This window comes from Pseudoclavibacter sp. AY1H1, assembly GCF_002931055.1.
Lineage (GTDB): Bacteria > Actinomycetota > Actinomycetes > Actinomycetales > Microbacteriaceae > Pseudoclavibacter.
Genome location: NZ_PSXX01000018.1, coordinates 1 through 19,003 on the forward strand (window position 1 = coordinate 1; position 19,003 = coordinate 19,003).

Genomic DNA, 19,003 nt, shown 5'->3' on the forward strand with positions numbered 1-19,003 from the left:
ACTCTGCGCCGGGGGCGGGGCGGGGCGGGGCGGGGCGGAGGCAGACGGCGGAGGGCGGAGGGCAGACGGCAGAGCGCAGAGCGCAGACGAAGATCCCGCCGCCAGCTCTGGGCTGGCGACGGGATCTGCGTGCTGGGTGCTGGGTGCTGCGTGCTGCTTACGCGTAGGGGTTCGGCGTGAGCGTGTACTTCGTGTACAGGTACTCCTCGATGCCCTCGAAACCGCCTTCGCGGCCGATGCCGGACATCTTCACGCCGCCGAACGGCGCCGCCGCGTTGGAGAGCACGCCGATGTTGAGGCCCATCATGCCCGTCTCGATGCGGTCGATGAGGCGCTGGCCGCGCTTGAGGTCCTCCGTGAAGACGTACGAGACGAGGCCGTACTCGGTGTCGTTGGCGAGGCGGATCGCCTCCTCCTCGTCGGCGAACGTCGTGATGGAGAGCACCGGTCCGAAGATCTCCTCGCGGAAGATGTCGCTCGACGATGGGGTGCGGTTGAGCACGGTCGGCTCGTAGAAGGAGCCGTCGCCCTCCACGCGCTTGCCTCCGTGCAGGAGCTCAGCCCCCGCCGCCACTGCGGAGTCGACCAGCGAGGCGACCTTGTCGACGGCCTTGTCCTCGACCAGTGGGCCGATGATGACGCCGTCTTCGGTGCCGCGGCCGATCTTGAACGCGGCGACCTTCTCGGTGACCCGACGCGCGAACTCGTCCGCGACATCCGTGTGCACGAGGATGCGGTTCGCAGCCGTGCAGGCCTGTCCGATGTTGCGGAACTTCGCCGCGATGACACCCTCGACGGCCTTGTCGAGGTCAGCGTCCTCGAACACGACGAACGGGGCGTTTCCGCCGAGCTCCATGGATGTGCGGAGCACGTTCTTCGTGGCCTCCTTCATGAGGCCCTGGCCGACGCCGGTCGACCCGGTGAACGAGATCTTGCGCAGGCGCGAGTCGGCGATGATCGGGGAGGAGACCGCGGCGGTGCTGCGGGTCGTGATGACGTTGACGACGCCCTTGGGCAGGCCAGCCTCTTCGAGGATCTTCACGAAGTAGAGGGTCGTGAGCGGCGTGAGCGACGCCGGCTTCACGACCGAGGTGCAGCCTGCGGCGATCGCGGGCGCGATCTTGCGAGTCGCCATGGCGAGGGGGAAGTTCCACGGCGTGATGAGGAACGCGGGACCGACGGGGTGCTTCGAGACGATCATGCGTCCCGTTCCCTCTGGCTGCGTGCCGTAGCGGCCGTGCACACGGACGGCTTCCTCGCTGAACCAGCGCAGGAACTCGCCGCCGTAGGTGACCTCGCCCTGCGCCTCAGCAAGGGGCTTGCCCATCTCGAGGGTCATGATGAGCGCCATCTCGTCGCGGCGCTCCTGCAGGATGTCGAACGCGCGTCGGAGGATCTCCCCGCGCTCGCGCGGTGCCATCCGGGCGAAGTCCTCCTGCGCGGCGACGGCGGCGTCGAGCGCCTGGATGCCCTGCTCTGGGTTCGCGTTGGCGATGTGCTTGAGCGGCTTGCCCGTCGACGGGTCGTTGACCGCGAACGGCTCATCCGCGCCGTCGACCCACTCGCCGCCGATGAACAGCTGGCCGGGGACCTTCGCAAGCAGTTCCGCTTCGTTGGGGTACGTCATTGTGCAAACTCCTCGGTTGTTGGCGAGCTCGCGCTTCCCGGGCCCCGAGTCTCGGGCGCGGTGGCGATGGATGATCCAACGCTACTCGGGCGGGCTGGGCGCTTCACGAGCATTTCGCCCAGCCCGGGGAGCCGAGGTAGTGCATCCGCACAATCAGGCCAGCAGGTCCCTGACCATCGGGATGACCTTCGTGCCGTACAGCTCGATCGCCTTCATGCTGTGCTCGTGAGGCAGCGTGCCTGCGCTGTACTTGAGGTCGAAGCGCTGCAGGCCGAGCACCTTGACCGTGGCGGCGATCTTGCGCGCGACGGTCTCTGGCGAGCCGACGTAGAGCGCCCCGCGCTCGCCGGCTTCCTGCTCGTACTGCGCGTACTGCATGGGCGACCAGCCGCGCTCCTTGCCGATGCGCATCATCATGGTGCGGTAGTTCAGCCAGTGCTCTTCACGCGCCTGCTCGTCGGTGTCCGCGATGTGGCCAGGCGAGTGCGCGCCGATCGGGCCGTTCGGGTGGCCGAACTGCTCGTTGGCCTGCCGGTAGAGCTTCGCGAACGGCGCGAAGCGCGCTGATTCGCCGCCGATGATCGCGAGCATGAGCGGCATCGAGTACTGAGCGGCCCGCACGACGGACTGGGGCGTGCCCCCGACGGCGGCCCACGTGCGCAGGCGGCCCTCCTCGAGCTGCGGATGCACGGTGACGTCGTTGAGCGCACCCCGGACGGTTCCGCTCCAGCTGACGGGCCCACCCGCCGCGATCTTCATGAAGAGGTCGAGCTTCTCGTCGAAGAGCACCTCGTAGTCCTGGAGGTTCAGCCCGAAGAGCGGGAACGACTCGGTGAACGAGCCCCGCCCGAGCATGACCTCTGCACGCCCGCTCGAGATGGCGTCGACGGTGGAGAACCGTTGGAAGACCCGTACGGGGTCATCGGAGCTGAGGACCGTGACCGCGCTGCCGAGACGGATGCGCTCGGTGCGGGCCGCGATCGCGGCGAGCACGGTCTCTGGCGTGGAGATCGCGAAGTCGTCTCGGTGGTGCTCGCCGACGGCGAAGGCGTCGATGCCGACGTGTTCAGCCAGGACGCCTTCCTCGACGACGTCGCGGATGACCTGCGCGTGCGAGCGCGGGGTGCCGTCGAGGTCGTTGGTCGCGTCTCCGAAGGTGTTGAGGCCGAACTCGATCGTGCCGGTCATGGCAGCTCCATCCATTTCAATGCGTTTACATGAACTCTAGTCGCAAGAAAAAGCGCCGCCCCGGGGGAACACGGCATCCCCGAGGCGGCGCAGCTTGTGGTCGAGTGCAACGACGGGCAACGCGGGGCCAAGGGCGGCGTTCCATGCAATCGAATGAAGTTCGATGATCGTGCCAAAAATGCCATGGCGCGTCAACTCAGGCACCCCTCCCCGCGCAGAATGATCACGTTTCGCGGTTCACTTGTCGGTGGCCAGCAGATGCACGCGAAACCGTATATCGTCGCCCGTATCCCCCACCCGAATAGCCCACCCGAGACACCGAGAGGCCGAGCATGACAGGCGTGGCGGAGACCCTTGACCCGAGCCCCTCCGGCAAGACCCAATTGGCCTACGAGTTCATCGAGCAGCGGATCTCGGACGGCACCTTCGCCCCGGGCCACCGACTTGTCCTCGGCGCGATCGCAGGCAAGATCGGCGTCAGCACGCTCCCTGTGCGCGAGGCTCTCCGAATGCTGGAGGCGGAAGGCGCAGTCACCTACGAGCGCTACGTCGGCGCGCACGTGACCGGACTCGAGCCGGAGCGCTACTGGCAGGCCCTGGAATCACTTGCCATCCTCGACGGCTACGCGACCGCGAGCGCCGCCCGTCACCTCACGGAGGACGTGCTCAGCGAGGCCCGCAGCGCGAACGCCGAGATGGGTCGGATGCTCGTCGATCCCGACGACCCGACGTGGCTGCATTCGAGATTCCACCACCTCCTCTTCCGACGGAGCCCGAACACGTATCTCGTGGACCTCGTCGAGCGAACCTGGCGACACCTCGACCGCCTGAGATCCTCGGCGCCGGAATCCGACATCCGCATCACGCCCGCCACGATCGCCGAGCACGACCACCTCCTCTCCCTCCTCGAGATCGGGGCGCCAAGCAGCGTGATCGAGCAGGCGGTCCGCGACCACCACCGGGGGACGTCGCGAGCTCACACGAGCGAGGTGCCCGAGACGGCCTAGACCCTGCCTGCTCCTGCGATCTCGTCCATGAGCAGCGCGAGGGCGATGTCACCGCCGGCCGCTGCACCCTGGCCAATCGAGACCGGCACGTTGGCGCGAGGGTCCCCCGCGTTGCCGACGACCCAGACCCTGGACTCGGGATGCTCTGGGCCGCGGACATCCACACCGTCGAGCATCCCGGTCAGCGGCACGAAGCTCGGGTTCGTGAAGATCGCCTCGAGCTCGAGCTCTCTGCCGTCAGCGAGACGGACTCCGCGAAGCCGTCCGTCGACACCTGCGAGCACCTCGTCGACCCCGGAGCGCTCGATCCTCACTCCGCGGGCGACGAGTGAGCGCGCCTCCGCCTCACCGAGCGCGAAGGAGCCGTTCACGAGGAGCACGAGGTCGCCGCTCCACTGCCGAAGCATGTGCGCCTTCAGATCCGAGTGCTCGCCGTTGGCAAGAACGGCGATGGGTCGATCGCGGTGCTCGTAGCCGTCGCAGAAGGGGCAGGCGTAGACGCCTCGCCCCCAGAGGGCGCGGAGTCCCGGCACGTTGGGCAGCTCGTCACGGAGGCCCGTCGCCACGACGACCGCTCGCGCCCGGAAGCCCCGTCCATCCTTGGTCATCACCTGCACGCGTGCGCCATCCTCGCCGGCGACAGAGGTGACGCTCGCCACTTCAGCCTCGGCGAAGACACCCTCGTGGGCTTCGACCTCGGCGCGACCCAACCGCCGCAGCTCACCGGGCGCGAGACCCTCGTGGCCGAGGACGCCGTGCATGTGGTCGGTGAATCGATTGCGGGGAACTCCGTGGTCCAGCACGAGCACCCGCCTGCGCCCCCGCGTGAGCATGAGCGCAGTGCTCAGACCGGCGGGGCCGGCGCCGATCACGATCGTGTCCCAGAGCAGGTTCTCGTTCTCTGCCGCGTGCTGCGGCACATCCAGTTGTGTCATGGGTCGAGTCTCCGGCGGGACTCTCGCGTTTCGCAACCGAGTTTGCTAGTTTCGCAACATGACGGATGCAGCGACGACGGATGCGGCGACAAGCGATCCAGACAGCCTTGACGACCCGACCACCGGAATCACCGAGGCGCTCAGCCGCGTCGCGCCCCGACTCCGAGAGATCAGACAGGCCCGCGGCATGACGCTCAGCGAAGTCGCCGAGGAGACGAGCCTCAGCGTCAGCACCCTCTCGCGGCTCGAATCAGGCGGCAGACGCCCCTCCCTCGACGTGCTCCTGCCGCTCGCGCGCTGCTACCGCGTGCCGCTCGACGACCTCGTGGGCGCACCCTCGACCGGCGACCCGCGCATCCACCCCAAGCCCGTGAAGCGCGGCGATCGCGTCTACCTCGCGCTCTCCCGCGCCACGGACGGCATGCAGGCCTTCAAGGTGCTCGTCGCGCCGCAGAAGCCCTCAGAACGAGACAAGCCGGTCACCCTGCGCGTGCACGAAGGCACCGAATGGTGCTACGTCCTCGCCGGAAGACTGCGCCTGCAGCTCGACGACGACGTCACGATCCTCGAACCAGGCGAAGCCGCGGAATTCGACACGACGCGCCCCCACTCCATGACCAACGACGGCGACACGACGCTCGAGATCCTCTCGCTCTTCAGCCGGCAGGCCGAGCGCAGCCACATCCACGAAACCGGCTGAACGGATCGTCCGAATATCGGCGCACCGAATACCCGGGAACCCCTACGATATTGAACATCGCGGTGGGGCTCTGCGGTGCGTATCGAGGGCGGAGCGCACCGGGGAATTCCGCCGTGCACCATAGAACGGCGTCACGGCGCCACCCAACGATGCAAGGTTGGATGCAATGATCGCTCCTCGTCTCCGAGACGTGACACAGCTCACCAGTTCAAAGGCCATACTCTTCGACCTCGACGGCGTCATAACGCCAACCGCCGAGGTGCACATGCGCGCATGGGCGCGGCTCTTCACCGACTACCTCGCAGCCAAGGGCGCCGGTCCCGCCTACACCGACGACGACTACCTCCGCTACGTCGACGGCAAGCCCCGCTACGACGGAGTCCGCTCGTTCCTCGCCTCCCGCGGCATCACGCTCGAGGACGGCACGCCCGAGGACTCCCCGGAGCTCGAGACCGTCTGCGGCCTCGGAAACCGCAAGAACGACACCTTCAACGCGGAACTCGCCGAGACCGGCGTGCAGGCCTACCCGGGGTCGCTCGAGTTCCTCGACGCCGCCGTCCGGCACGGCCTCCGCGTCGCCGTCGTCTCCAGCTCCCGCAACGCCGTCCCCGTGCTCACCGCGGCCGGGCTGCTCGACCGCTTCGAGACCGTCGTCGACGGCCTCGTCGCCGCCGAGAACGGCATCGCCGGCAAGCCGGCCCCAGACACCTACCTGTACGCAGCGCAGCTCCTCGGGCTCACCGCCGCCGAATGCGTGGTCGTCGAAGACGCCCACTCCGGCGTGCAAGCCGGCCGCGACGGCGACTTCGGCCTCGTCATCGGCGTCTCACGAGAAGCGAGCCACGAAGAGCTCATGTCCTCAGGCGCGGACACCGTCGTCGACGACCTCGCCGAACTCGTGCCGGTGTTCCCGCACTCAGACCTCAAGGAAGATCACGCATGAACCTCTCCACGGAAGACCCCCTGGACCGCCACCGGTTCCCCCTCGACGAGTGGGCGCTGGTCGAGCACGAATTCGACGCCAACTCGCAGGGCCTCGTCGAGACGCTCTTCGCGACCGGCAACGGCTACCTCGGCATGCGCGGCAATCTCGAGGAGAGCCGCGACGGGTACATGTACGGGACCTTCATCAACGGCTTCCACGAGACGTGGCCCATCCGCCACGCGGAGGACGCGTTCGGGTTCGCCCAGGTCGGCCAGACGATCGTCAACGTGCCGGACGCGAAGATCATCCGCCTCTTCGTCGACGACGAGCCCCTCGTCATCAGCGAGGCAGACCTGCTCTCCTACTCGCGCGTCCTCAGCTTCAAGGACGGCATCCTGACGCGCGAGCTCGACTGGCGCACGCCCTCCGGCAAGCACGTGCGCATCCGCTCGCACCGCCTCGTCTCCTTCACGGACCGCCACTACGTCCTCCTCGACTACGAGGTCGAGATGGTCGACCGCGGCGCATCCATCCTCCTCTCGAGCCAGATCATCAACCGCCAGGACGGCGGCGACGAGTTCCAGCGCGGCAAGAAGGAGACCGAGGTCGCCTTCGACCCGCGCAAGGCGGAGTCGTTCACTGACCGGGTGCTCCAGTCCCGCATCGCGCGCGAAGAGGGCCTGCGCTCGATGCTCGCCTACCGCACGACCCACTCGGGCATGACGATCGCCGTCGCGGCCGACCACGACATCATCACCGACAACGAGTGGGACGCCACCACGCGCGTCGACGCCGACTTCGCCGAGACCGCCTTCCGCGTTCGCGCCGAGCCCGGTGTCCCCGTGCGCATCATCAAGCACGTGGCCTACCACACGTCCAAGAGCGTCCCCACCCGCGAACTCGCGGACCGCGCCGACCGCACCCTCGACCGCATGCGCGAAGTGCCCGTCGAGGACGTGTACCGCTGGCAGCGCGAATGGCTCGACGACTTCTGGGACCGCAGCGACATCGTCATCCACGGCCACCCCGTGTACCAGCAGGCGACGCGCTGGAACCTGTTCCAGCTCGCCCAGGCAACGGCCCGCACCGACGGCGGCGGTGTCGCAGCGAAGGGCGTCTCGGGCTCCGGATACGGCGGGCACTACTTCTGGGACACCGAGGTCTACGTCCTCCCGTTCCTGAGCTACACGGCGCCGAACGTCGCCCGCAACGCGCTCCGCTTCCGTCACCAGATGCTCGACGCGGCACGCCAGCGCGCGCACGAGATGAACCAGAAGGGCGCCCTCTTCCCGTGGCGCACCATCAACGGCCAGGAGTCCTCCGCCTACTACGCCGCAGGCACGGCGCAGTACCACATCGACGCGGACATCTCCCACGCGCTCGTGCAGTACGTGGCGGCCACCGGTGACGACGAGCTGCTCGCGCAGGGTGCCATCGACATCCTCGTCGAGACCGCGCGGCTCTGGGCCGACCTCGGCTTCTGGCGCACGGGAGGCGACGACCACTTCCACATCCACGGCGTCACCGGCCCAGACGAGTACACGACCGTCGTCAACGACAACCTGTACACGAACGTCATGGCCAAGGCGAACCTGCGAGCGGCGTACGACGCGTGCGAGCGTCTCCGCGAGACCGACCCCGCCTCGTTCGAGCGCCTCACGATGCGCCTCCACCTTGCAGAGGAGGAGCTCGTCGAGTGGGCTGCCGCCGCCGAGGCGATGTTCCTCCCCTTCGACGAGAAGCTCGGCATCCACCCGCAGGACGCGCAGTTCCTCGAGAAGGAGCTGTGGGACCTCGAGAACACGCCCTCATCGCAGCGCCCGCTGCTGCTGCACTTCCACCCGCTCGTCATCTACCGCTTCCAGGTCCTCAAGCAGGCCGACGTGGTGCTGGCGCTGCTCCTGCAGGGCAACGAGTTCACGCCGGAGCAGAAGCGCAAGGACTTCGAGTACTACGACGCCCTCACCACGGGAGACTCGTCGCTCTCCGCGGTCGTCCAGTCGATCATCGCGGCCGAGGTCGGGTACGCGGACCTCGCCGAGCACTACTTCTCGACGGCGCTGTTCGTCGACATCGCGAACCTGCACCACAACACGAGCGACGGCATCCACATCGCGTCAACGGGCGGCATCTGGAGCGCGCTCGTCTACGGCTTCGGCGGCATGCGCGACCACGGGGGCAAGATCACCTTCGACCCGCGCCTCCCCGCCGACTGGCCGCACCTCGAGTTCCGCATCACCCTGCGGGATTCGCGCATCCGCGTCGATCTCGAGCAGGACTCCATGACGTTCACGGCGGAGACCGGCTCGGGCGCCGAGGTGTTCGTGCGCGGACGCCGCGTCGCGGTCGCCCCGGGTGAACCGACGACCGTCAAGCTGGGTGCCGTTGAGGAGCTCGCCGGCTACCCGACGCTGAGCGACATCGAGGGCTCGATCCGCGAGGACGGGTCCGTCATCACAGCCTCGATCCCGACGATCTCCGTCGACCACGCAGTGCTCGACGCCGGTCTCGACTGACGCGAGCCTCGCATCCACGAACGCCGACGCCGTCTGCTCCTGCAGGCGGCGTCGTCGTTCTCTCAGCGGCCCGCACCCCGGCCCCGCCGATCGCTGCCCGGCGTTTCCCCCTCCGGTGCGTCCTCCAGAGGGGGATTCGGCTGGCAGCGATCACGGGCGAAGACCTCGCTCCGCGAGGGCGAGGCGGATGCAGGAGCTGCGTTTCCTTCGGGGACTCCGATCCTGACCTCGAAAGCTCGAGCGCGGAACGGAGAGTCGCCGCCCCGAGGCGACCCTTCCACTGTCGCGCGGTCATGGTGAGCTCCTCGAGCGTGTGCATCGGGACGAGCTGGCTTCGACCCGGGTAGTGCTCGAACGACGTGCGGAGTGCATCCGCGAACACCACCGCCTGCCTGAGGGTGAGGCGCGCGGCAAGCTGCGCCAGGAGGGGCGCGAGGGTCGGGATGCCCGACCGGCCTGCCAGCACGAACCGCTTCGGGTCCAGGCGATATCCGCGAATCAGCTTCCAGGGCAGCGGAAGCCCCCCCAGCAACGAGCACCCGAGGCTTCGGCAAGCACTTGGCCGGGCCCGAGGCGCGCTCGAACGAAGCTCAGATCGAGGTCACGTGGCGCGAGGGTCCGAGCCGATACCCGGACGCCGTGGTGCGTGGCGACGAGGTCGCTGGCTTCGAGCCGTTTCCTCGGCACAGTGAGCGCCATCGCGGCTGATACGGAGAGCCCCTCATCCCTCGTGAGGTCATCGGGCTACGGGCAACGGGCAACGGGCGAGGCAACGGCATGCCGAGAAGATAGAAGCGCACGGCGCTCCGACCGTCAGCTGCGTCTCCGACTGTGGACGAGCGTCTCTCCACAACCCCGCCGCCTCGGGAGTCGGTGGAGCCGTCCACCGCGCACCCGCAGAGGGCGAAACGCCGGGCAGCGATGAACGGGAGGGGCGGAGGCTAGTACAGGAAGATCGGGAGCCAGGCGGGGTGATGGGCGTGGACGATGACGAGGAACACGACGAGGTCGAAGAGCAGGTGCACGCAGATGACGTACGTGAGCGACTTCGTCTTCGTGAAGATCCAGCCCTGGATGAGCGCGAACGGCAGCGTCAGGAGCGGACCCCATGACTGGTAGCCGAGCTCCCACAGGAACGACACGAACACGATCGACTGCAGCGCGTTGGCGACCCAGAACGGGAAGTGGCGGAGCAGGAGCGTGAAGACCGTGCAGATGAAGAAGAGCTCGTCCCAGATGCCGACGAACCCGACGCCGACGAAGAGCCGCCCGATCTCGGATGCCGTCGTGACGGCTGGCCAGTTCTGGTACACGCCGGAGGTGATGAAGTAGAACGGCAGGATGAGCCAGCCCAGGACCAGCACGAGGCAGAGCCAGATCTTCTCTGGTCGCGACCACGGAGTCCCTCGACGCAGCGGGAACCGCACAGCGTGGTCCTTGTAGACCCACCTCGAGATCGCGTAGGGGACGGCGACGGCGAGCGACAGCACGGTGCCCATGACGAAGATGTTGCCCCACGAGATGTCGGCTTTCATCGAGTGGAGGCTGATGATGCCCATGCCGATTCCGACGAGCAGCAGATCGCGCCCGAGGCTCCGGTCCGCGACGAACCCGAGGGCCACCCCTGCGGCGAGCGGAAGGTAGCCGAGGTCGTTCTCCAGGGCGAAGAGGACGGTTGCGCTGCAGACCACCAGCAGGGCGGCGACGAGGTGCAGGAGTCGGGTGCGCGGGGGCGCTTGTTCGGGGGTGCCAGTGACGGGCGGATCCTGCGCTCGTTCGCTCATTCACCCATCCTCGCAGGCCAACTTGGGCGGATGATTGGCCCAGATGGACCCAACGATGTAACGCTCCGGTAACTATCCCGGTTCGCGCCGCGATCCGCATGAGCGTAGGCGAGACGCCAGGTTGACACCCGGCGAATGCACCGACTTTGGCGGAAAATCAGGCCTCTCAGGCGATACCCGGGGAACCCACCTTGCTACCGTTGACTCTCGGAGCAATCGCCGCCACACCGGTTCGGCGCCGCGATTCCCCGCGAAAGACCAACCCAGAGCGCTTTATCCGCTGCCTCAGTTAGGCAATTTTGATCGGCAGCGCGCGCCTGGGGCGACATCCGCGCCCAATCGACATTCTGGCGCTGATCCGCCTGGTACTCCGCCGCCACCGCGACGACCTCCCCCATCGAGGCACCGTCGAGAAGTGCTGCGAGCTTTCGCGTCCGATCCATCTACCGCAGGGAGAACGCGTGAACGACACAGCTGTGTCTGTGAAAGGCCTCACCAAGGTCTTCGGGCGCAAGCCCAAGGAAGCCGCGAAGCGACTGAGCTCCGGAACGCCGAGATCTGAACTCGGCGCTGGAGTCACCGCGGCAGTCATCGACGCCACCTTCGACGTCAAGCAAGGCGAGATCTTCGTCGTCATGGGCCTCTCCGGCTCGGGCAAGTCCACCCTCATCCGGACCCTCAACGGACTGCTGGAGCCCACCGCCGGCAGCATCGTGATCCACGGCACCGACCTCGCGACGGCCGACGCCGCCGAGGTCCGCAGCGTGCGACAGAACCACGTCTCCATGGTGTTCCAGCACTTCGCGCTCTTCCCGCACCGCACGGTGCTCGAGAACGCCGCCTTCGGCCTCGAGGTCCAGGGTGTCCCCCGCGCAGAGCGGAACGAGCGAGCCCGCAAGGTGCTCGAGCGCGTGAGCCTCGGGCAGTGGGCCGACTCGCTGCCGTCCGAGCTGTCCGGCGGAATGCAGCAGCGCGTCGGCATCGCCCGCGCTCTGACGGCCGAGACCGACATCCTGCTCATGGACGAGGCGTTCAGCGCCCTCGACCCGCTCATCCGTCGCGAGATGCAGGAAGAGCTCGTCGAGCTGCAGGCCGAGCTCGGCAAGACCATCATCTTCATCACGCACGACCTCAACGAGGCCATGTTCCTCGGCGACCGGATCGCAGTCATGCGGGACGGCGCGATCGTGCAGATCGGGACGCCGGAGGAGATCCTCACGGACCCGGCCAACGACTACGTCGCGCAGTTCGTCCAGGATGTGGACCGGGCTCGTGTGCTCACGGCCGGCAGCGTCATGGAACCCGCGCGCGCCGTCGTCCCGCAGAGCGCGGGACCACGCGGTGCGCTTCGCGTCATGCGCGACACGCAGACCGGCGGAGCGTTCATCACGTCAACGGGCCGCAAGCTCGAGGGCGCCGTCATCGACCGCCACGTCATGCGCCTCGTGAAGGACGGCCAGCCCGACCTCGCGAGCGCCATCAAGCGCGACATCGCGATGGTCTCCCCCGAGACGCCGCTCTCCGACCTGTTCGAGCTGTCCGTCGACTCGACCCTGCCGATCGCGGTCGTCGACGAGAACCAGCGCCTCCTCGGTGTGGTTCCCCGCGTCACGATCCTCGCCTCGCTCGCCAACGTGCCGAGCACCACGGGCCTGCTCCCGATCATCGACCCCGTCACGAGCGTCAGCCCGGCGGACATCGCAGAGACTCTCGAAGGGAGCCACGCATGATCGCGGCCACCGCACTCACGACCCTGCCGGCCACGTTCCGGCTTCCTCTCGGTGACGGGGCGGAGGCGGTCGTCGACTGGCTGACGAACGCACTCTCCGGCGTCTTCACCGTCATCCGCTCGCTCTTCCAGGGCATGTACGAGGGCGTCTACTGGGTACTCGAGACGCCGCCGTTCTGGGCGATCCTCATCCTGGTCGTCGCGATCGCGTACTTCGCGAAGGGCTGGAAGCTCGCTGTCGGCAGCCTGCTCGGCTTCCTCGTCATCGTCGGCGTCAACCAGTGGGAGAACGCCATGGCGACGCTCGCGCTCGTGCTCGTCGCAAGTGCGCTCGCGATCCTCTTCAGCATCCCGCTCGGCATCTGGGCTGCGAAGTCGGATGCTGCATCGAGCGCCATCAAGCCGGTGCTCGACTTCATGCAGACCATGCCAGCCTTCGTGTACCTGATTCCCGCGCTCATCCTGTTCCGCGTTGGCGTCGTCCCCGGCATCGTGGCGACGATCATCTTCGCCATGGCACCCGGCGTGCGCATGACCGAGCTGGGCATCCGCGGAGTCGACAAGGAAGTGGTCGAGGCCGGCCGCGCGTTCGGCGCGACCCCTGGCCGCATCCTGCGTCAGATCCAGCTGCCGCTCGCGATGCCGTCCATCATGGCCGGCGTCAACCAGGTCATCATGCTCGCCCTGTCGATGGTCGTCATCGCCGGAATGGTCGGCGCTGGCGGTCTCGGCGCGCAGGTCGTGCAGAGCCTCAACCGGATCGACGTGGCCCTCGGCTTCGAGGCGGGCATCTCCGTCGTCATCCTCGCGATGTTCCTCGACCGGGTGACCGCCGCATTCGCCGGGCAGAAGCGTCGTGTGCCGTCGTTCCTCCGCTCCAAGCGCACCCAGAAGCGCGAGGCGGCCGGAGATCTCGAGCAGGTCGACACGAGCTCCACCCCGACTCAGGCGCCGGTCGCGGCCGGCACTGCCTGACCCACAGACCTCAACTCCCCCAACCAGAAACGAAAGGACGCGCATGCGTACCAAGAAACGAATCATCACCGGGATCGCGGCGGCTTCCGCCGCGGCGCTCGCCCTCACCGCATGCTCCGGCGACACCGCCGCTGAGACGCTCGAGAACGGCGACCAGAAGGACATCACGATCGCCGTGTTCAACGGCTGGGACGAGGGCATCGCCGCGTCCGAGCTGTGGAAGGCGATCCTCACCGAGCAGGGCTACGACGTCGAGCTCGAGTACGCGGACCCGGCTCCGGTCTACTCCGGCCTCTCCACGGGCGACTACGACCTGACCCTCGACACGTGGCTGCCGGTCACGCACTCCGACTACGTCGCCGAGTACGGCGACGACATCGTCGACCTGGGCGCGTGGAACGACGAGGCGTCGCTGACCATCGCGGTCAACGAGGACTCCCCGATCACCTCGCTGGAGGAGCTCGCCGGCTCGGCCGACCAGTTCGGCAACACCATCATCGGCATCGAGCCGGGTGCTGGCCTCACGCGCGTCACGCAGGAGGACGTCATTCCCGGCTACGGCCTCGAGGGGATGAACTACCAGACCTCGTCCACCGCTGCGATGCTCACCGAGCTGCAGACGGCGACGAACAACGGCGAGAACATCGTCGTCACGCTGTGGCGCCCGCACTGGGCCTACGACGCGTTCCCCGTGCGTGACCTCGAGGACCCGAAGGGTCTCCTGGGCGACGCCGAGGGCATCCACTCGTACGGCAAGGCCGACATCGTGGAGACGCACCCGACCGCGGCTGCTTGGATCCAGAACTTCAAGATGGACTCCGAGCAGCTCTACTCGCTCGAGAACCTGATGTTCAACGAGAACGAGACGGACGACTACGCGCCGATCGTCGAGCAGTGGATCTCCGAGAACCAGGAGTACGTGGACTCGCTCACGGCGTAGCCCGCACTCCGGTCTCGCGGAGCCCGCGAACCACACGAGCCCACCCCGATCTGTCGGGGTGGGCTCGTCTGCGTTCTCGGCGATATGCAGGATGCTGGCTCGAAGCGGAGCCAGCACCCTTCACGGGCGCTGCTGGCGGTCCCGGATGAGCGCCGGGAGCTCGGCCATGCGCTCGAACGTCTGGGCACCGGCATCTTCGAGCCACGCTCGCGGCGTGAGGCCGCCCGCGAAGCCGTAGGCGTGCATCCCGGCTGCCACCGCTGCCTGCACGCCGTACGCGCTGTCCTCGACGACGACGCACGTGGCGGGGTCGACGCCCATGCGGTCGGCGGCGTGGAGGAACAGGTCGGGTGCCGGCTTCCCGTTCTCGACTTCGGTGGCGCTGTAGATGCGCCCCTCGAAGCGCGGGTGAAGCCCGGTGTGCCCCAGCGTCTTGCTGAGCTTCGCGTGGTCTCCGCTCGAGGCGACGCAGCTCGCGAGCCCCAGCTCATCCTGGATGACGGCAAGCGCCTCCGGCAGGCCGTCGACCGCCGTCAGCTCGGTATCGAAGGCACGGAAGAGCGTCTCGCGCTGCAGCGCGAACCACCCCTCCGGCACGGGGCGCCCCAGCCCTTCCTGCAGCTTCCGCTCGAAGGTCGCCTGCGACGTGCCGAGGAATCGGGCGACGTGCTCATCCTGTGTGAGCTGCCAGCCGAGCTCGGCGAGCATCTCCCGCTCGATCCGCACCGCGAGCACCTCACTGTCGACGAGCACCCCGTCGCAGTCGAAGATGACGAGTTCGACCGGGCTCATGCACCTGCCCCTGGGAGGGTGCGCGTGGCGATGAGCTGCTGGTACCAGCGCCCCGAGTCCTTCCAGGTGCGCTCGAGCGTGTCGTAGTCGACGCGGAGGATGCCGAAGCGCATGTTGTAGCCGAACGCCCACTCGAAGTTGTCGAACAGCGACCAGGCGAAGTAGCCGCGGACGTCCGCCCCGGCGTCGATGGCGTCCGCGATGGCGGCGATGTGGTCACGGTAGTAGGCGACACGCTCCGGGTCGTGCACGAGCCCGTCCTCGCTGACGACGTCGGGGAAGGCCGCGCCGTTCTCGGTGACCATGAGCGCCTGCCCCGGGTAGCGCTCGCTGAGCGACATGAGGAGCTCGGTGAGGCCGTCAGGGAAGATGCTCCACCCCATCGACGTGTACGGCGCCCCCTGGTCGACGAAGTCGATGTCGGTGACCCCCACCCAGGGGCTCGCCGCGGACTCTCCGTGGCCGTCGTTGCGCGAGCGCTCCCCCGTGCCCAGGTACTTCTTGACGCGGAACGTCGTGTAGTAGTTCACGCCGAGCACGTCGATGCGCTGGTGGATGAGCTGGGTGTCGCCCGGCAGCACGAACGCCCAGTCGGTCACGTGGCGGGTGTCGTGGATGAGGTCCTCGTCGTAGTGCCCCGAGAGCATGGGGCCGAGGAACACTCGGTTCGCAAGTGCGTCGATCTGGCGGACGGCGTCTCGGTCGGCGGCGGACTCGGGGTCGTCCGGGCGGATGACGTGGAAGTTCAGGGTGACCGAGACCACGGCGTCTTCGCCGACCGCCGCGCGAATGGCCCGTGTGGCGAGGCCGTGCGCGAGGTTCAGGTGGTGGCAGGCTGCGAGGGCTGCGGCTGGCTCGGTGCGCCCAGGTGCGTGGACACCGGAGGCGTAGCCGAGGTAGGCCGTGCAGAACGGCTCGTTGAGGGTGGACCACGTGTGCACGCGGTCGCCGAACTCGGCCGCCATGCGGGCCGCGTACTCCGCGAAGGCGTACGCGGTGTTGCGGTTCGCCCATCCGCCCTCATCTTCGAGCTCCTGCGGCAGGTCCCAGTGGTAGAGGGTCGCCACGGGCTTCACACCGGCCGCCACGAGCGCGTCAAGGAGCTCGGAGTAGAAGCGGATGCCCTCCTCGTTGAACTCGCCGGAGCCGCCGGGCTGCACTCGCGACCAGGAGATCGAGAAGCGGTACGCGTCCAGACCCATCTCCCTGATGGTCTCGACGTCATCGCGCCACCGGTGGAAGTGGTCGATGGCCACGTCGCCGGTATCGCCGCCCTCGACCTTGCCAGGCGTGTGCGAGAACGTGTCCCAGATCGACGGGGTCCTCCCGCCTTCTGCCGCACCGCCTTCGATCTGGTAGGAGGCGGTCGCAGAGCCCCAGACGAAATCGTCCGAGAAGACTCGAGGGGAAGATGCCGCGGTTGGTTCAGGCACGATACTCCTTGGCTGAGTGGGACGCGCGTCGTCGCGCACGCCAACTCTAGCGAAGCGGTGGACGGCGGCCGTGGCGTTCACCACTGCCCGCTGTTCACGGAGGAGACCACCCCCAAGCGACGGTGAGATGTCTGCAACCAACAGAACGAGCAGTCAACGGCAGGGAATGCTTGTTTACATGATCTCAATCCGTCGGCAGATTGGACCGGGCTATAGTCTGGTTCTTCGTGCTGCGCCAAGGGGCCAGCAGACGGGGGAAAGACGAGAAGTGAAACGCACATTCCGAGACACCGCGGGGGCGGCTCTCAAGACACTGCTCGTCGGAGCACTCGCAGTCGCAGGCCTGACGTTCGCAGCACAGAGCGCGGCGGCAGCAACCGTGCAGCCGACGACAAGCGGCGTCACGTTGACCAACGCAGCTGGCGAGGCCGTCGACACGGTTTCGCCGAACCAGCCCTACAAACTGGGCTTCAGCTTCAACATGCCAACCGGCGTCGAACCGGGCGATTCGTTCGATGTGACGCTGCCAGACGGCTTCGCCGTGGCATCGACCGAAAGCGTGGCACTCGGCCAGATCGCCACTGCTGTCCCGAACGGCACCGGAAAGGTCACGGTGACCTTCACCGACGACGCTGCCGGTGCCGCCAGCCTCTCGGGTGGCTTCGAGTACGTCATCACCTACGTGAAGATCCCAGATGAGGGCACCCCCGTCGACAACCAGGTCATCATCGGTGGCGAGACGGTGTACTTCCCCGTCGTCAAGTTCGGAGCCGCTCCCGGCGAGAACCCCATGATGATCACCAAGTGGTCGGGGAACAGCAGCGACTCGGTCAACCTCCAGCAGAAGCTGAAGCTCGATTCCTTCGCGTACGACTTCGCGTGGATCCAGCCGGCGAACAGCGGCCAGATCTTCGCGCAGTGGTTCGTGGAGCTGAACAACTGGCAGTCTGGCGAGCCCACGGCCCTGGGCCAGAACATCATCCTGAAAGACAAGCTGCAGAACCTCGGTGGCTTCGCGCCCGAGATCAAGCAGGACCCGGACGACGGACGACGGACGCTCACCGCGGCCGAGCTCGACGGCCTGCTCGCTGGCCCGTACCTGAAGGACTTCCTCACGCTCAACGTCCGCGACGGCGGCACAACGCAGTCGTTCTCCGGCCTTGCCGACAGTGAGTTCCTCACCTTCGCCGCTGACCCGGACGGTTCGACGACACTCGAGCTGCGCATCAGCGACTACCTCGCGTCGCAGGGTGTGAAGCCGAGCGACAAGGCCCAGTATGCGCTCTCCTACCGCACGGTGCTCCCGAAGATGAACGCCGAGATCAAGAACTCCGCGAGCATCACTTCCACCGAGATCGAGGGCGAGGTCGTCGACGGCGGTTGGTTCAAGTTCGTGAACGCCTCAGGTTGGGGCGAGACCGAGTTCGCCGAGCAGCCCACGACCTCTCTCATGCTCAAAAAGGAGTGGGCGGGCAAGTCCGAGGCCGGCGTGAGCGCCGGAACAGGAACCTGCCCTGCGGCGCCGCCCGCGGGCCCGCTCGACGTGCCTGCCGCGACATTCAAGCTCCTAGCGAACGGCGCACCCGCCGTCGGCCTCGACGGTGCCCTCCTAGCGGACCAGACGGTGACTCTGGAGCCCGGTACTCAGCACTACGTGTGGCGGAACCTGCCGACGCAGCTCACCCCGGGCGAGCCTGTCACGTACACGATCGAAGAGGAAGCCGTCGCCGGTTACACATCGGTTGTATCCGGGCCGTATTCGGTCGACCTCACGAAGTCGAACGCCTGCGGAGTGATCGCGGTCACGAACACGCCAACGCCGACCTCAACACCGGAACCGACGCCGACGCCAACCGTGACGCCCGAGCCCACAGCTACGCCGACATCGACGCCCGAGCCGACCGCAACACCGGAACCAACGCCGACGCCGACGCCAACCGCGACGCCAGGGCCCACCTCGACACCAACACCGACGCCCACGCCCACGCCAACGCCAACGCCAACGCCGACTCCGAAGCCCACGCCCACCGGAACGCCTGCGCCGACCCCGACGCCTGAACCGACCGCGACACCGACACCCACGCCCACCGCGACTGAGCCCGCAGTTCCTGCCCAGCCGCCGACGACCCCAGACACGCCGACGACGCAGCCGGGCAAGTCCGCGCCACCTACGCCGCAGAGCGGCGGAAGCCTCGCCACGACGGGAGGAGAGATGCCGACCTGGCTGATTCCGGCTGCGGCCCTCGTCACCCTGTCCGGCGGCGCGCTCTTCCTGCTGAAGCGGCGGCGCACCGCGCGCGACTAGTCTCCGCTGAGGAGTCCAAGCAGGAAAGGCGGGTCACTCTCACGAGTGGCCCGCCTTTTCGCCTGCACAGAGACAGGGACCGCCAGAGGGGAAGCAAACACCTCGATACGAGCGAGCGACAACGTGGACGAAGCAGAGATGCCCCTC

The 19,003-nt window shown here is 67.6% G+C and carries 14 protein-coding genes; 8 read left to right on the forward strand and 6 right to left on the reverse strand.

The window, feature by feature from the left end; translation table 11 throughout:
• Nucleotides 1-157: 157 nt before the first annotated feature.
• Entirely contained in the window at nucleotides 158-1,627 is a 1,470-nt protein-coding gene (locus tag C5E05_RS18760; protein ID WP_104242822.1) for an NAD-dependent succinate-semialdehyde dehydrogenase, read from the reverse strand.
• Between the two features lie 153 nt (nucleotides 1,628-1,780).
• Nucleotides 1,781-2,815: an LLM class flavin-dependent oxidoreductase gene (locus C5E05_RS18765; protein ID WP_104342786.1), complete on the reverse strand. Its 1,035-nt coding sequence runs from the start codon at nucleotides 2,813-2,815 to the stop codon at nucleotides 1,781-1,783.
• Between the two features lie 341 nt (nucleotides 2,816-3,156).
• Here C5E05_RS18765 and C5E05_RS18770 point away from each other — a divergent pair, with 341 nt between their 5' ends.
• Nucleotides 3,157-3,822 carry a GntR family transcriptional regulator gene (locus tag C5E05_RS18770; protein ID WP_181059744.1) on the forward strand — a complete coding sequence of 222 codons (666 nt, stop codon included), beginning with the start codon at nucleotides 3,157-3,159 and terminating at the stop codon, nucleotides 3,820-3,822.
• Here the strand turns inward: C5E05_RS18770 and C5E05_RS18775 are convergent.
• The gene (locus C5E05_RS18775) at nucleotides 3,819-4,757 is read right to left on the reverse strand and encodes an NAD(P)/FAD-dependent oxidoreductase (RefSeq protein WP_104342787.1); all 939 of its coding nucleotides are present in this window, start codon (nucleotides 4,755-4,757) and stop codon (nucleotides 3,819-3,821) included. The genes C5E05_RS18770 and C5E05_RS18775 overlap by 4 nt on opposite strands.
• Nucleotides 4,758-4,815: 58 nt before the next feature.
• On the opposite strand from C5E05_RS18775, the gene C5E05_RS18780 reads away from it, so the two are divergent.
• The 3 genes from C5E05_RS18780 (at nucleotide 4,816) to C5E05_RS18790 (ending at nucleotide 8,898) form a co-directional block, all read left to right on the forward strand.
• Complete coding sequence (locus C5E05_RS18780) at nucleotides 4,816-5,457, forward strand: helix-turn-helix domain-containing protein (protein WP_104242830.1); 642 nt, start codon at nucleotides 4,816-4,818, stop codon at nucleotides 5,455-5,457.
• A gap of 166 nt (nucleotides 5,458-5,623) precedes the next feature.
• Nucleotides 5,624-6,400 carry an HAD family phosphatase gene (locus C5E05_RS18785; protein ID WP_104242832.1) on the forward strand — a complete coding sequence of 259 codons (777 nt, stop codon included), beginning with the start codon at nucleotides 5,624-5,626 and terminating at the stop codon, nucleotides 6,398-6,400.
• A complete protein-coding gene (locus C5E05_RS18790) occupies nucleotides 6,397-8,898 on the forward strand; it encodes a glycoside hydrolase family 65 protein (RefSeq protein WP_104299604.1) in 2,502 nt (833 codons plus the stop codon). The genes C5E05_RS18785 and C5E05_RS18790 overlap by 4 nt, the downstream gene beginning before the upstream one ends.
• A gap of 941 nt (nucleotides 8,899-9,839) precedes the next feature.
• Here the strand turns inward: C5E05_RS18790 and C5E05_RS18795 are convergent.
• The gene (locus C5E05_RS18795) at nucleotides 9,840-10,682 is read right to left on the reverse strand and encodes a CPBP family intramembrane glutamic endopeptidase (protein ID WP_104242837.1); all 843 of its coding nucleotides are present in this window, start codon (nucleotides 10,680-10,682) and stop codon (nucleotides 9,840-9,842) included.
• 461 nt (nucleotides 10,683-11,143) lie between these two features.
• Between C5E05_RS18795 and C5E05_RS18800 the strand changes: the two genes are divergently transcribed.
• From C5E05_RS18800 to C5E05_RS18810, 3 genes are read left to right on the forward strand one after another with little or no spacing between them, the layout of a single operon-like run.
• Nucleotides 11,144-12,412: a glycine betaine/L-proline ABC transporter ATP-binding protein gene (locus tag C5E05_RS18800; RefSeq protein WP_104299607.1), complete on the forward strand. Its 1,269-nt coding sequence runs from the start codon at nucleotides 11,144-11,146 to the stop codon at nucleotides 12,410-12,412.
• Nucleotides 12,409-13,386 carry a proline/glycine betaine ABC transporter permease gene (locus tag C5E05_RS18805; protein WP_104242840.1) on the forward strand — a complete coding sequence of 326 codons (978 nt, stop codon included), beginning with the start codon at nucleotides 12,409-12,411 and terminating at the stop codon, nucleotides 13,384-13,386. The genes C5E05_RS18800 and C5E05_RS18805 overlap by 4 nt, the downstream gene beginning before the upstream one ends.
• Nucleotides 13,387-13,429: 43 nt before the next feature.
• Nucleotides 13,430-14,326 carry a glycine betaine ABC transporter substrate-binding protein gene (locus C5E05_RS18810; protein ID WP_104242842.1) on the forward strand — a complete coding sequence of 299 codons (897 nt, stop codon included), beginning with the start codon at nucleotides 13,430-13,432 and terminating at the stop codon, nucleotides 14,324-14,326.
• A 120-nt stretch (nucleotides 14,327-14,446) separates the two neighbouring features.
• Here the strand turns inward: C5E05_RS18810 and C5E05_RS18815 are convergent, their stop codons facing one another.
• Together C5E05_RS18815 and C5E05_RS18820 are read right to left on the reverse strand one after the other, a co-directional pair.
• Nucleotides 14,447-15,118, reverse strand: coding sequence for an HAD family phosphatase (locus C5E05_RS18815; RefSeq protein ID WP_104242844.1), 672 nt, complete (start codon nucleotides 15,116-15,118; stop codon nucleotides 14,447-14,449).
• Nucleotides 15,115-16,551 carry a GH1 family beta-glucosidase gene (locus C5E05_RS18820; RefSeq protein ID WP_104242846.1) on the reverse strand — a complete coding sequence of 479 codons (1,437 nt, stop codon included), beginning with the start codon at nucleotides 16,549-16,551 and terminating at the stop codon, nucleotides 15,115-15,117. Before C5E05_RS18820 ends, C5E05_RS18815 begins: the two co-directional genes overlap by 4 nt.
• Nucleotides 16,552-16,819: 268 nt before the next feature.
• Between C5E05_RS18820 and C5E05_RS18825 the strand changes: the two genes are divergently transcribed.
• Complete coding sequence (locus tag C5E05_RS18825; protein WP_181059746.1) at nucleotides 16,820-18,856, forward strand: Ig-like domain-containing protein; 2,037 nt, start codon at nucleotides 16,820-16,822, stop codon at nucleotides 18,854-18,856.
• Nucleotides 18,857-19,003: the final 147 nt, after the last annotated feature.